This is a genomic window from Paenibacillus sp. D51F (assembly GCF_053345695.1).
In genome coordinates this window covers 1-13,354 of the sequence record NZ_JBKFAO010000009.1, presented here as the reverse complement: position 1 = coordinate 13,354, position 13,354 = coordinate 1, and the positions used below count along the sequence as shown (strand labels likewise).

The window sequence follows — 13,354 nt, the reverse complement described above, 5'->3', positions numbered from 1 at the left end:
TCAGCCCTCCAGCTCGAAGCGATAGTCTTCGACGACGGTGTTCGCCAGCAGCTTCTCGCACATGGCGCGCACCCGCTGCTCCGCTTCGGCACGGTCTTCGGTGTCCAGTGTCAGCTCCAGGTATTTGCCGATGCGCACTTTGTCCACTTCCGCAAAGCCCATGCTGTGAAGCGCTCCCTGCACGGCTGTTCCCTGCGGGTCCAGCACGTTCTGCTTGATCGTCACGTATACCGTTGCTTTCATTATGGCAACTCCTCTTATGGGGGAATGTGATTTCGTTGTAGATGAAGAAGGACGAAGAGCTAGATTGGCTTGCCAGCTGCACAGTCCGAAATCCGCTGCGCGCAAGGGGCCGATCCTCCGATGCTGTTGGACCGGGAATCGTCCTGATGGCCGAATTAGACGAATTCTTCGGCTAATTCTGCTCCGGGATCGTCCTGACGGCCGAATTAGACGACTTTTTCGGCTAATTCTGCTCCGGGATCGTCCTGACGGCCGAATTAGACGACTTTTTCGGCTAATTTTGCTCCGGGATCGTCCTGGCAGCCGAATAGACGACTTTTTCGGCTAATTCTGCTCCGGGATCGTCCTGACGGCCCAATTAGACGAATTCTTCGGCTAATTCTGCGCCTGCCTGTAATGGCCCTATACCAGCTCCGCGCCGGTCAGAAGGCGATAGATCTCCCGGTAACGCTCCGTCGTCTTCGAGACGACAGCCTCGGGCAGAGGAGCCGGCTTGCTGTCCTGGTCCCAGTCGGTCCCGAGCAGGTAGTCGCGGACGATCTGCTTGTCCATGCTGTCGATGTCGGCGTCCAGCACGTACTTGTCCTCCGCCCAGAAGCGGGAGGAATCCGGCGTGAAGATCTCATCGATCAGGATGATCTCGCCGTCGATCAGGCCGAACTCGAACTTGCAATCGGCAAGGATGATGCCGCGCTCCGCGCAGTATCCGCGGGCAAATTCATACAGCCGGATGCTGCGGTCCCGCAATTGGGCCGCGATATCGGCGCCGACGAGTTCTTCCATCCGGGAGAACGGGATGTCCTCGTCATGGCCGACATCGTTTTTGGCGGCGGGAGTGAAGATCGGCTCCGGGAACCGCTCGTTTTTGCGCAGCCCTTCCGGCAGCTTGATGCCGTTGATCTCGCCGTTCTGCCGGTATTGCTTCCAGCCTCCGCCCGTGATGTATCCGCGCACGACGCATTCGATATCGATGCGCTCAGCCTTGCGGGTCACCATGATGCGGTTGCGCAATGCCTCCTTGTCGGTGACAATGCCGCCAAGCCGCTCCACGTCTGTATGGACGACATGGCCCGCCTGGATGCCGGCCGTCTGCTCGAACCAGAAGGCGCTCAGCCGGTTCAGCACATTGCCCTTGTCCGGCACGGCCGGGTCAAGCATGTAATCAAACGCGCTGATGCGGTCCGTCACGACGATAAGATAATGCTCGCCAAGATCGTACAGCTCCCGCACCTTGCCCTTGTAGAGCAGCGGCGCCTGGATAAGATCCGCTGCCGTGGACAGCGCTTCGGACGTTGCGGCCATGATTTTCTCCCCTGCCTCAATTAGAAATAAATGAATGGATCTTGCTCCGGAAATAAGGCGGCTGCAATGCTGCCTAGATAAGCTCCAGCCGGCGGAATATGGTATCGACATGCTTCAAATGCCAGCTCGGGTTGAACGCGTCGTCGAGCTCTTCCGCGCTCAGCACCGCTGTGATCTCCGGCGTCGAGCCGATGATGTCGCGGAACTGGCGCTGCTCCTCCCAGGCTTGCATCGCGCGGGGCTGGACGGTGTCGTACGCCTGCTCGCGGCTGAAGCCCTTGTCGATGAGCTTGGTCATGACGCGGCCGGAGAACGGCACGCCGAACGTGCGGCCCATGTTGCGCTTCATGTTTTCCGGGAATACCTGCAGGTTCTTCAGAATATTGCCCAGACGGTTCAGCATGTAGTTCAGCAGCATCGTCGCATCCGGCAGGATGACGCGCTCCACCGAGGAGTGGCTGATGTCGCGCTCATGCCAGAGCGGCACGTTCTCGTAGGCGCTGATCATATGGCCGCGGATGACGCGGGCAAGGCCGGAGATGTTCTCGCAGCCGATCGGATTGCGCTTGTGCGGCATCGCGGATGATCCCTTCTGCCCCTTGGCGAAAGGCTCCTCCACCTCGCGGAACTCGCTCTTCTGAAGAGCGCGGATCTCGGTCGCGAACTTGTCGAGCGACGTCGCGATCAGGGCAAGCGTCGCCATATACTCCGCATGGCGGTCGCGCTGCAGCGTCTGCGTGCTGATCGGCGCCGGCTTCGTGCCCAGCTTGCGGCAGACGAACTCTTCCACGAACGGGTCGATGTTCGCGTAGGTGCCTACAGCGCCGGAGATTTTGCCGAACTGCACGCCGTCGGCCGCATGGCGGAAGCGGTCCAGGTTGCGCTTCATTTCCTCGTACCAGAGAGCGAGCTTCAGACCGAACGTCGTCGGCTCCGCGTGGACGCCATGGGTGCGGCCCATCATCACGGTGTCCTTGTACGTTACGGCTTGTCCGCGCAGTATTTCGATGAAATGGGTCAGATCCTTCTCCAGAATCTCATTGGCCTGACGGAGGATGTATCCCATCGCCGTATCCACGACGTCGGTGGAGGTGAGGCCGTAATGAACCCATTTGCGCTCGGCTCCGAGCGTCTCCGAGACGGCGCGGGTGAAGGCGATGACGTCATGGCGCGTCTCCAGCTCGATCTCGTTGATCCGGTCGATGTCGAAGCCGGCTTTCTCGCGGATCGCGGCTACATCCTCGCGCGGGATGACTCCAAGCTCGGACCATGCCTCGCAAGCGCAGATCTCGACCTCCAGCCACGCCTTGAATTTGTTCTCTTCCGTCCAAACCGCCCTCATCTCGGGCCTGCTGTAACGCTCAAGCATGCATTCATCCACCTTTGTCTGATTTATTCGAAGCCGCTTGCTTCAGTCGGCCGATCCTTATGACGGCCGGCCGGTTCAGCTCCAGATTCCCGTTCCGCGGATCCACTCCAGCGCCGCGGCCGTGTCCGGAGCGAGCACGTTGACATGGCCCATCTTGCGGTTAGGCTTCGCCTCCGCCTTGCCGTACAGATGCAGCTTCGGGACGGCGCCAAGCCTGGCGGCTTCTCCATCGCGCTGCGACAGATGCCGCACCAGCGGCTCCACATGCTGGCCGAGCACGTTCACCATGACGACGGGGCTCATGAGGCCCACATCCCCGAGCGGCAAGCCGCATATCGCGCGGACATGCTGCTCGAACTGCGAAGTGCGGCAGGCTTCCATCGTATAATGGCCGCTGTTGTGGGGACGCGGGGCCAGCTCGTTGACGAACAGCTCCCCTTCCTCGGTCAGGAACAGCTCCACCGCGATCAGGCCGACGACTTCAAGCCCTTCCGCGATCCGGACCGCCAGCCGCTCGGCTTCCTCCAGAACGGCGGCGGGGACGCGGGGCGGAACGACGGATAGATGGAGAATGTTGTCGATGTGGATATTTTCCGCAGCCGGAAACGTCTTCACCTCGCCCAGAGAGCTCCGGGCGGCGATGACGCTCAGCTCCATCCGGAAGGAAACGAACTGCTCCAGCACCAGCTCCGCTCCGGATCGGCTCAGCTCCGCATAGGCTGCCGGAATCTCCGCCTCGCTGCGGATGACCCATTGCCCTTTGCCGTCGTAGCCGCCGGTCGCCGTCTTCAGCACCGCCGGCAAGCCAAGACGGCCGCAAGCCTCGCGCAAGCCTTCCTCGCTTGGAATCTCCTCGTACGGAGCGACGCGCGCTCCCGCCGCCTCGATCGCCCGCTTCTCCCGCAGCCGGTGCTGCGTCGTATAGAGTAGCTCGCTTCCTTGCGGCACGTAGGATTGCTCCGCCAGCATGGCGGCGACTCCCGCATCCACGTTCTCGAACTCGTACGTGATGACGTCCGCGCGCGACGCCAGCTCCCGAGCCGCCTCCCGATCGTCGTAGCCCGCAGCGATGCTCTCGGCAACCTGAGCGCAAGGCCCGTCATCCGCAGGATCAAGCGCCACGAAGCGGTAGCCCATCGCGCTGCCGGCCAGCGCCATCATGCGGCCGAGCTGCCCGCCCCCAAGGATGCCTACCGTCGATCCCGGCGGTATGACGAGCGCTTGATCGGTCGGTACAGCTCCGCTGCCGCTTCCTGTCGCCCTGCCGGAATTCAGCATAGCTCTTCGCCGCTTTCCAGCACCTGCAGCTTGATGGCTTCGCGCCGCTCTTCGATGAGCCGCCTGATCTCCGGATCGAATGCTCCGAGAATCTGCGCGGCCAGCAGTCCTGCGTTGCTTGCTCCTGCATGGCCGATCGCCACCGTGGCGACGGGAACGCCGGCCGGCATCTGCACGATAGACAGAAGCGAATCGAGTCCGCTCAGGCTCGACGATTTGACGGGAACGCCAATAACCGGAAGCGCCGTTTTCGCGGCTACCATTCCGGGCAAGTGAGCCGCTCCGCCGGCTCCGGCGATAATGACCTTCAGCCCTCGCTCGACAGCGGTCTCGGCATATTGGAACATCAGATCAGGGGTCCGGTGAGCGGATACGACCTTCTTCTCATAAGGAATTCCAAGCTCATCCAGAATGCCGCAGGCAAGCTTCATCGTTTCCCAGTCGGATTTGCTGCCCATAATGACGCCCACGATAGCAGTCATGATTGTTCATCCCGCCTTTGTCTATATTCCTTGTGCGAAAAATCCGATCGGATGCCGGAAACAAAAAAAACCGCATGCCGGCCAGCCGGCGGAATCTCCGGGTAGGGAGAATCCGGCACGGGCGACTCGAAAGCCTGCGGGATGTAAGTACGCTGAAAAAGCGCAGCCGAAGCCAAACAGCTCGCTCTCCAGTCGTGGACAGCCAGCCTGCTTCCGGCATCCCGTAGTCCGTCGATTAAGGTCGCCGGGTAGAAACTTTCGGGCCGATTCCCGAAGATATACGAGTTGCTTGAAAATAATATGCGGAGCAAGGTAATGCGGCCTCCTACAAGATTCGACAATCTCAGGATAATTCAAACCGCTCCCCGCCCGCTCTGCCTTCCTAGTTTACCAACCTGAGCAGAGCCTGTCAACTCAAAAACACGAACATTAATGAAAAATAATGCTATTAAAGTTCGCTTTTGATAAAGCCGCCTTCAAATGAAAAATGCAGTTGGCTCCGCAACGCCAATTCCATGCATGGCCTCGATCTTCCTCGTTGTCCTGCAAGCCGAAACGCTTCAGCGGCAGGCTCATTTCCTTCATCGACGACAGCAAAAATCGAGGTTCAATCCGGCTTTTCTCAAGGAAACGATTCCTCGGACACCTTTCGCTATTCAGGTCGCCAATTCCATGACAGCTATTATGCCATATCTCCAAATCCGAACAACCCTTCTTCATTCGGCGTCAAGAATACTGACATAATAATTTCTTTTCCCACTCAAGAATCTCTCTAAATCCGAACTTTATTCCACATTCTCGGATATCCCTTCCGGATCTTTTTTAAGGACCAAAAAGAAAAAACCCTCGACAAGAGGGTTTTCATAGGGATGAGCGGGCAGGCAAGCTCCACGCCCGGTCAAGGAATCAGTTGATCCAGAACGTCTTGTCTTTAGCCGAAATGCGACGGCCTTCCGGCGCTGTCATATCGGGGTAGCCGATATAGATAAGACCGACCAGCTCTTCCTTGTCCTTGAGACCGAAAGCCGACTTCATGGCTGGATGATGCATCGGATCGCCGCTGCGCCATACCGCTCCAAGCCCTTCTTCATAAGCGCTGAGCAGAAGGTTCTGAACGGCGGCATGCACGGCGGCGAGCTCTTCCGAACGAATGACGCGCGGGTTGTCTGAAGGCGAGCAGGCTGCTGCAATGACGACAGGAGCCCTCATCGCTTTGGCTTCTTCCTTCGACAGCTTCCGCTCCCTTTCCTCCGGCTCCAGTCCGGCAAGCGCGTCGGAGGCGGCATTGGCATAAGCTCTTCCGAGCACCCGGCGTCCATCCCCCGTCATGACAAAAAATTTCCAAGGCTCGGTGTGGTGATGGTTGGGCGCCCAGACAGCGGCCTCCAGGATCCGTTCGATCTTCTCCTTCTCGACCGGCCTGCCCTCGACCTTCCCGATGCTGCGGCGCTGACGGATTGCTTGCTGTAGCTCCATTCCTGTCCCTCCTTGAGCGAATGAGATGAATAGTCCAAGATTGCCTGAGATTATTATACCTGTGAAATGCTCGCCCAGGAAAGGCGGGGCACCGGAACCATCGTGTCCATCCGCAGCGCGGGCACAAAAACGGCCTTTCATTCGGCGGTCGGCCGCGCCTTTATTTGCGCAAGAAAAACCGGAGCCATCAGGCTCCGGTTTCGATCATTCAACGGTAAAACGAGCTGTTTCCGCTTTCCGTGAGGATGAAGTCAAAAGCGCTCTCTAGGCTGAGGTTCAGGCCGAAGCCGAGCGTGCTCGGCTTTTCGCTTCTCCTAATTTTCTCTGCACTCGTTTCCTTCTATTTTTCTCTTGCCGAAGCGTCTTTAAGAAAAGCTTCGAATGACGCCATATGAGAAAAGCGGTTGATTTCGACTCCTTTGCTCCGAAGATGGCTTTCCAGAGCAGCGCCCAATCGTTCCGCGCCTGCCTGCAGCCGCGTCAGGTCGTGCGGATCAAGCAGCGGAACAAGCTCGGGCAGCCCCGCCTGCCGGTAGAGGGCGTGATGATCGGCGTTGAGCGTCAAGTCGCTTGGCCACTGTCCGGTCTCCGCATAGCAGAGAAAGGCGGCAATATTATCCTGCGCCTTCACAGCATGAAAGTAAGCCGTATCATAATCGTTTCTTTCGCAGGCCGATTGGATTTTGTCCAATATTCCTTTTTCCTCTTCATAAAACCCCTTCATGCGATCCCCGAAGGAAGGGGTTCCTTTCAAGCGCTCTTTCCGAGCTGATATCAGCTCAACGGTGTCTTCCGTCAGCCGCTCGCAAGCATGGAGGATATCCGCCGCATGGTCCCCATGCATAATGGCATGCATATAGGAATCCAGCAGCGCCGGTTTCAATGGGAGCCGATGTATTTGATCCTTGTTTTGGCCAAAACCTCTCGAGAAGTAGGATTGGTTCAGCAATGCCAGCCCTTGCAGGACTCCCTCCAGAATTCCAGACGCCTCCGTCCGGCTATAGACGCCGCTGCCCGAATCCCCTGCGCGGATCAGCTTGTAGAGCCTGGCATAGACCTGGCTCAGCTCTGCTTCCGCTTTCTCCACAAACTCGCGTTCATGCTCCGGACTCTGAAGGCCGACAATCCTTTCCTGCAGCCGCAAAAGTCGGCTGCGGTCCTCATCCGAACGCGCATAGAGCAGCTTGCAATCGGCGATGATCGAGGTTTTCTCCTCCTGAAAGGCCGCCATCCTCTCCGCCCGTTCCCAACTGATGGGCCAGAAGTCAAAGCTGATGTCAGCCAGGATGAATTGCAGGCTCGCCTCATAACCTCTGGCGGTGGCCGGAATGAAAAAGAAATCCAAGTCCGAGCGCTTCGTCGCGGTCCCTTGAGCGTAAGAGCCATAATAGGCTGCAAGCGCGACATCATCGGGATAATTGGCCTTGATGTGATCCACAAGCTTATCGGCAACCTCGAACACGTCCGGCATGGTGAGACCCCCCCTTTTCTCCTCATCCTAACCTTTATTTCCCCAGCTTCAAGGTAATGGTTGGATATAACCGAAATGTCCGCAGCTTCCAGAAAGGAGAGAGCGGGTTAATACCTTCTGCAGGGAGCGATCGGACAAGCCTTTACAGCTCATGCTTCGGACATTGCGGACAAAAGAAAAAACCTCCGGAACCGAGGTTCCGAAGGTTTTCGAATGCGCGGAACCGTTCAGCCGGCCGCGCCGAGGTAAACGTAGCGGGCGACGATCAGTACCGCAAGAATCACCATAAGCGGATGAATCTTGTATTTCTCCTTGCCTTCGGGGAGGCGTCCCGCCGCATTGGCGAAGAAGGCAAGCACGACGTAGAACACGATGCCGAAGGAAACGCCGTTGGCGATGTTGTACGTGAACGGCATCAGGATGATGGTGAAGAAGGCCGGAACGGCATAAACCATATCCTTGAAGTCGATGTCGGTGACGGACTGCATCATGAGCAGGCCGACGAGAATGAGCGCCGCCGCCGTCGCGGAGCCTGGAATCAGGGCGATCAGCGGAGCCAGGAACAGCGAGAGCAGGAAGCAGATGCCGGTCGTGACCGCGGTCAGGCCGGTGCGGCCGCCTTGGGCGATGCCCGCGGAGCTCTCGATATAGGTCGTTACGGTGCTCGTACCGAGAACGGCGCCGCCGCCGACGCCAATCGCGTCCACGAACATCGCTTTGCCGACGCGTTTTTTGCCTTCTTCCGGATTTTTCATGAAGCCGGCGCGGTTGGCCGTGCCGACGAGCGTGCCGAATGTATCGAACAGCTCGACGAACGTGAACGTCAGGATGACCGTGACGATGCCGACATGCATGATGCCCGCGAAGTCGAAGTGCCAGAAGTTCAGCTCAGAAAACTGCGGAGCCCAGCTTTTGCCGCTGAGTCCGGCTTGAATGTCGAGGTTGCCCGTAATCCAGGCCACGACCGTCGTGCCGAGAATTCCCCACAGGAATGCGGCCGGTATGCGCAGCACGAGCAGCAGGCTGATGAGGATCAGGCCGATGATCGTCAGGTAGACCGACGGGTCCTTGAGGTCGCCGAAATGGATGACCGATTCGAAGCTGAGCAGGTCCACGTATTGATGCTTCTGCACGTCAGTGACAGCCGTTTCGGCGGCGATCGTCATGATGCCGCTGTTCTTCAGGCCGACGATGGCGATGAACAGGCCGATGCCGACGGTGATCGCATGCTTGAGGCTGTCCGGCACCGCGCTGATCAGCATTTGCCGAACCTGGGTTACGGTCAGGATGATGAAGATGATGCCGGAAATAAACACGGCGGTAAGGCCCATCGCAGGCGAGATCGGCTTGTCCGTCCCCTGGGAGGCCACGATCGTAGCCGCGAAGTAGGCGTTGAGGCCCATGCCCGGAGCGAGCGCGACCGGGAAGTTGACGAACAGTCCCATCGCGATCGTGAAGATGCCGCCGGCCAGCGCCGTCGCCAAAAACACCGAGTTCCAGCTGAGGCCGGAAGCCGAAAGTATGCTCGGGTTGACGGCGAGGATATAGGCCATCGTCATGAACGTCGTGATGCCCGCCATAATTTCCGTGCGGATGTTGGTTCCGTTCTCTTTGAGCTTGAAGAAGCGCTCCATGATGCAAGTTCCCCCCGAAATGCGTTATTTTCCTTGCGCGGAATCCGAAAAAGCAAAAACCCGGCAGAGACGGAATTCGAAGCCGGCATGCCGGCATTGCGATGGCGTCTCTCCCGGGTCCAGGTCGGCTGTCCAAGAAAGCAATCGGAGGCCGTTGCAAGGCCGGTCCGATGGAATGGAAGCTGCAGACGCCCGCCCGAAGATGCTTTCGTGGTGGACGCCCCCTGAATTTTCGTAGCCTGGTCATTACGGTGACCGAGTAGAGACTTCCGGGCCGATTCCCGGAATTATACGAAGGTTGGTTGGTTATCATTGCGGAACGTAACTAATATTACTGAATTTACGACAAATGTCAACAATCAAATGACTGGAATTCGTGTTATTCCCGAACATTAAAGAAAAAATAATTGTTTTCATCAGGAAGTAAGGGTTTTTCCGCTGCCGGCCTCGCGGGAAGTCCTTCCTCCTCTGGTTATCATGCCCATAATCGCATAAATTAAAAAAGCGCCGCCGAGCAAATAGAACAGGCTGCTCTCCGACAGGTAGCGAAGGCCGTATCCGCTCAGGACGGGACCGGCGATGCTGCCGACGGAGAAGTGGATGGACGCGAGAACATTGGCGCCGGGAAGCAGGTTCCTCGGAAGCATGTCGGCCGCATAGGCGAGGCCGAGCGAGAAGAACGAGCCGACCAGCCCTCCGGCCGCGACCATCAGCGCCGCCATCGTCCATACGGACGATCCGGCCAGCGGAATGGCCAGGAACAGCAGGCCGCCCCCGGCTCCGCAGAAGATCAGCACGGGCAGGCGGCCGATGCGGTCGCTCCACATGCCGAGCGGCAGCTGCAGCAGCAGGCCGCCGATGCCGATAGCCGGCAGCAGGCCGCTGATCGCCGCGCGATCCAGGCCGATGCCGATGCCGTACAGCGGGAAGCCGGTATTCATGGATGCTTCCATGATGCCGTAGAGCATGGCCGGCAGCAGCGCGTACCAGGCGACGCGGTAGATCGACTTGTAGCGGCTGAAGCCGGCAGCCTCGCCCTGCTCCCTCGGCTCCGGACGATCGGCGGGCAGCTTCAGCACGAGCAGCAGGACGAGCGCATAAAGCATGGCGCTGATCAGGAACGGAGCCTGGTCTCCGAAATGCAGCAGATTGATGCCGAGCGGACCGATGCTGAAGCCGACTCCGTACGACATTCCGTACAGGGAGATGAATTTTCCGCGTTGCCGTGCCGGCGCCCGGCTGACGATCCAAAGCTGTGTCGCGAAGTGAAGTCCGCTGTCTCCGATGCCGACAAGGATGCGAAGCGCGAACCAGACGGCGAACGAGCCCGCCGTCAGCGGAAACAGCAGCGTCGCCGCGATAATCATGACGATGCCGGCGAGGATGACGATCCGGAAGCCGAAGCGGCGCACCGGCCTTTCGATGAAGAACATGGTCGAGAACGTGCCGATGTACAGAGCCATGGAATTGAGGCCGTTGATATGTTCCGGAACGCCGCCGCGCTCGAGCAGAATCGTAAGCAGCGGCAGCAGCAGGCCTTGGCTTGCTCCGGCGGTAATGACGACCAGCAGCAGGACGATGAGTCGGTAGCTGAAGATCGGCTCTTCGGCGTGCAGCAGGCCGCCTTCTTGCTTGAGTGGCATGACGGGTCGAGCTCCTTTGGTCAATTGTTCATGGATGGGGGCTGAGAGGGCCGGGAGATCCCGGCCGCCGGCTCGGACGGACGGATGAAGACGGATGACGAATGATACAAATACGGACACGGACACGGATGGTACGGACACGGATGAAGACGCGGCTCTCCGACCGGCTCCGCCGCCGCATCGCCGCAAAGCTTCGGCAGCGCATCGCTACAGCGCCGGAGCGGTGAAAAAAACAAACACCGGAACCCTGTCATGACAGGGCTCCGGTGAGAAACGCACTGGGCTGCACGCCGCTGAGGCGGCAGCCGGAAGGTCATTTAAGACTCGCTTATTCCCACTCGATGGTCGCTGGCGGCTTGGAGGTGATGTCGTACACGACGCGGTTGACGTTGTCGACCTCGTTGACGATGCGCACCGAGATTTTCTCCAGCACATCCCAAGGGATGCGCGCCCAGTCGGCCGTCATGCCGTCGATGGAAGTGACGGCGCGGATGCCGACGGTGTAGGAATACGTGCGGGCGTCGCCCATGACGCCTACGCTCTTCATGCCCGGAAGGGCGGTGAAGTACTGCCAGATCTCGCGGTCCAGGCCGGCCTTCGCGATTTCGTCGCGCAAGATGGCGTCGGATTCGCGCACGATTTCCAGCTTGTCCTCCGTCACTTCGCCAAGTACGCGAATCGCGAGCCCCGGACCCGGGAAAGGCTGGCGCCAGACGATCGCATCAGGCAATCCGCACTCGGAGCCGACCTTGCGGACCTCGTCCTTGAACAGCGCGCTCAGCGGCTCGACCAGCTTGAACTTGATGTCCTCCGGCAGCCCGCCTACGTTGTGGTGGGATTTGATCGTCTGCGCCGTCGCCGTGCCGCTCTCTACGATATCTGTGTAGAGGGTGCCTTGCGCCAGGAACTCGAAGTTCGCCAGCTTTTCGGACTCCTCCTGGAACAGGTAGATGAACTCGTTGCCGATGATCTTGCGCTTCTTCTCGGGATCGTCCACGCCCTTCAGCTTGCCGAGGAACCGCTCGCTGGCGTCGATCTTGATCACTTCAATGCCGAATTTGCCGACAAAAGTCTCCATCACGCTGTCCGCTTCGCCCTTGCGCAGAAGGCCATGGTCGATGAACATGCAGGTCAGGCGGTCTCCGATCGCTTTGTGGACCAGCATGGCGACAACGGAGGAATCGACGCCTCCGGACAGGGCGCAGAGCACGCGTCCGGTCTCTCCCACCTTCTCCTGGATGTCGCGCACGGCGTCCTCGATGAAGGTTTCCATGCTCCATGTGCCTTCGCATTTGCAGATCGTGTACAGGAAGTTGCGGATCATATCGTTGCCGTACACGGAGTGGCGAACCTCGGGATGGAACTGGACGGCGTAGAAATTCTTCTCCGGATGGCTCATGGCCGCGATCGGCGCATGCTCCGTACCCGCATCCAAGCGGAAGCCTTCCGGCATTTCGACAACCAGATCCGTATGGCTCATCCATACCGTCTGCGTGTTCTCCAGGCCGAGCGCGAGCGCGGCTCCGTTCTCGAAGGTCACGTCCGCGCGGCCGTATTCCCGCTTGCCCGCACGTTGAACCTTTCCCTTGAGCTGATGGCTCATCAGCTGCATGCCGTAGCAAATACCGAAAATCGGCAGCCCCAGCTCGTAGATCTCCGGATCGACCATCGGGGAATTTTCCTCATATACGCTCGCCGGCCCGCCGGAGAACACGATGCCCTTGGGCGCGAGTTCCCGGATCCGCTCTGCCGACGTGTTGTATGGCAGCAGCTCGCTGTAGACGCCCAAATCCCGGATGCGACGCGCGATCAGCTGGTTGTATTGTCCCCCGAAGTCGAGAACTACGATCATTTCATTTGGCTTGTTCACTGCCGAACCTCCCTCAATCAATTGGACTCATTATATCCAAGCCCTCTCCGGGCAGTCAAGGCGCATGGCAAGCCGTCTCCGCAGGTAAAATCCCCCCGGAAAACCAGCGGCGCGCGGGCCGGGGCTTCCCCATCCAGAAGGGGAGACCGGCTCGCCGAGGAAGCCCGGCAGCGGGATACGGCGCCGCTCAGGCGGTCCAAATTCGGGAAGTCCAGGGAGCATGCTCCGCTTGCGGACGCCGGATGGCCCGGAATACGGCCGGGCTTCGGCAGGCTGCGAGCCCTGCGCCGGGGGCAGACTGCGAGCGCTGGTCTTCAAAGCGCCTGGCGAGCCGGCGCCGGACTTCGGCAGACTGCGAGCGCTGCGCTTCAGGCGCCTGACGAGCCGGCGCCGGCGGCTGGACGAGCCAGCAGCAGCGCAGCCGCAGCCGCAAGCTCGCCCGGCGCGGGGCCGCTCCAGGCCGCCGCCGGCGGGCCGAAGCGGGCGGCCTCCTCCCAGGCCGCAAGCCGCTGCAGAGCAGCCGCTGCCTGCGGCTCGAGCGCCGGCGCCAGCGCGGCGGCACGCTCGCGGGCGCTGCCTGCGGCCA

General features: G+C 59.7%; 13 protein-coding genes and 2 riboswitches. Of the genes, 1 reads left to right on the top strand and 12 read right to left on the bottom strand.

The features are described from left to right. The 10 genes from purS to ACLBWT_RS16655 all read right to left on the bottom strand — a co-directional run bounded on the left by purS (nt 1) and on the right by ACLBWT_RS16655 (nt 10,898). Entirely contained in the window at nt 1-246 is a 246-nt protein-coding gene (gene purS / locus ACLBWT_RS16700) for a phosphoribosylformylglycinamidine synthase subunit PurS (RefSeq protein WP_174806393.1), read from the bottom strand. Nucleotides 247-645: 399 nt separating this feature from the next. After that, on the bottom strand, nt 646-1,545 hold the full coding sequence (locus tag ACLBWT_RS16695; protein WP_447664264.1) for a phosphoribosylaminoimidazolesuccinocarboxamide synthase: 900 nt from the start codon (nt 1,543-1,545) through the stop codon (nt 646-648). 73 nt (nt 1,546-1,618) lie between these two features. Next, nucleotides 1,619-2,914: an adenylosuccinate lyase gene (purB, locus tag ACLBWT_RS16690; RefSeq protein WP_447664263.1), complete on the bottom strand. Its 1,296-nt coding sequence runs from the start codon at nt 2,912-2,914 to the stop codon at nt 1,619-1,621. Nucleotides 2,915-2,989: 75 nt separating this feature from the next. Then, nucleotides 2,990-4,192, bottom strand: a complete 1,203-nt coding sequence (gene purK / locus ACLBWT_RS16685) for a 5-(carboxyamino)imidazole ribonucleotide synthase (RefSeq protein WP_447664262.1) — start codon at nt 4,190-4,192, stop codon at nt 2,990-2,992. Then, a complete protein-coding gene (gene purE / locus ACLBWT_RS16680; protein ID WP_447664261.1) occupies nt 4,186-4,674 on the bottom strand; it encodes a 5-(carboxyamino)imidazole ribonucleotide mutase in 489 nt (162 codons plus the stop codon). Before purE ends, purK begins: the two co-directional genes overlap by 7 nt. Nucleotides 4,675-4,878: 204 nt before the next feature. Continuing rightward, a riboswitch (purine riboswitch) is annotated at nt 4,879-4,978 on the bottom strand. A gap of 125 nt (nt 4,979-5,103) precedes the next feature. Continuing rightward, nucleotides 5,104-5,373, bottom strand: a complete 270-nt coding sequence (locus tag ACLBWT_RS16675; RefSeq protein ID WP_447664260.1) for a hypothetical protein — start codon at nt 5,371-5,373, stop codon at nt 5,104-5,106. A gap of 207 nt (nt 5,374-5,580) precedes the next feature. Then, nucleotides 5,581-6,150 carry a nitroreductase family protein gene (locus ACLBWT_RS16670; RefSeq protein ID WP_447664259.1) on the bottom strand — a complete coding sequence of 190 codons (570 nt, stop codon included), beginning with the start codon at nt 6,148-6,150 and terminating at the stop codon, nt 5,581-5,583. 340 nt (nt 6,151-6,490) lie between these two features. Further along, nucleotides 6,491-7,621, bottom strand: coding sequence for a nucleotidyltransferase domain-containing protein (locus tag ACLBWT_RS16665; protein WP_447664258.1), 1,131 nt, complete (start codon nt 7,619-7,621; stop codon nt 6,491-6,493). 227 nt (nt 7,622-7,848) lie between these two features. Further along, nucleotides 7,849-9,255, bottom strand: a complete 1,407-nt coding sequence (locus tag ACLBWT_RS16660; RefSeq protein WP_447664257.1) for an NCS2 family permease — start codon at nt 9,253-9,255, stop codon at nt 7,849-7,851. A gap of 215 nt (nt 9,256-9,470) precedes the next feature. Next, nucleotides 9,471-9,570, bottom strand: a riboswitch (purine riboswitch). A 101-nt stretch (nt 9,571-9,671) separates the two neighbouring features. Next, entirely contained in the window at nt 9,672-10,898 is a 1,227-nt protein-coding gene (locus ACLBWT_RS16655) for an MFS transporter (RefSeq protein WP_447664256.1), read from the bottom strand. Nucleotides 10,899-10,992: 94 nt separating this feature from the next. On the opposite strand from ACLBWT_RS16655, the gene ACLBWT_RS16650 reads away from it, so the two are divergent. Next, complete coding sequence (locus tag ACLBWT_RS16650; protein ID WP_447664255.1) at nt 10,993-11,154, top strand: hypothetical protein; 162 nt, start codon at nt 10,993-10,995, stop codon at nt 11,152-11,154. Between the two features lie 72 nt (nt 11,155-11,226). Here the strand turns inward: ACLBWT_RS16650 and guaA are convergent, their stop codons facing one another. Both guaA and ACLBWT_RS16640 read right to left on the bottom strand, forming a co-directional pair. Then, nucleotides 11,227-12,768, bottom strand: a complete 1,542-nt coding sequence (gene guaA, locus ACLBWT_RS16645) for a glutamine-hydrolyzing GMP synthase (RefSeq protein ID WP_447664254.1) — start codon at nt 12,766-12,768, stop codon at nt 11,227-11,229. A gap of 368 nt (nt 12,769-13,136) precedes the next feature. Beyond that, a partial coding sequence (locus ACLBWT_RS16640) for a hypothetical protein (RefSeq protein WP_447664253.1) occupies nt 13,137-13,354 on the bottom strand: 218 nt, incomplete at its 5' end.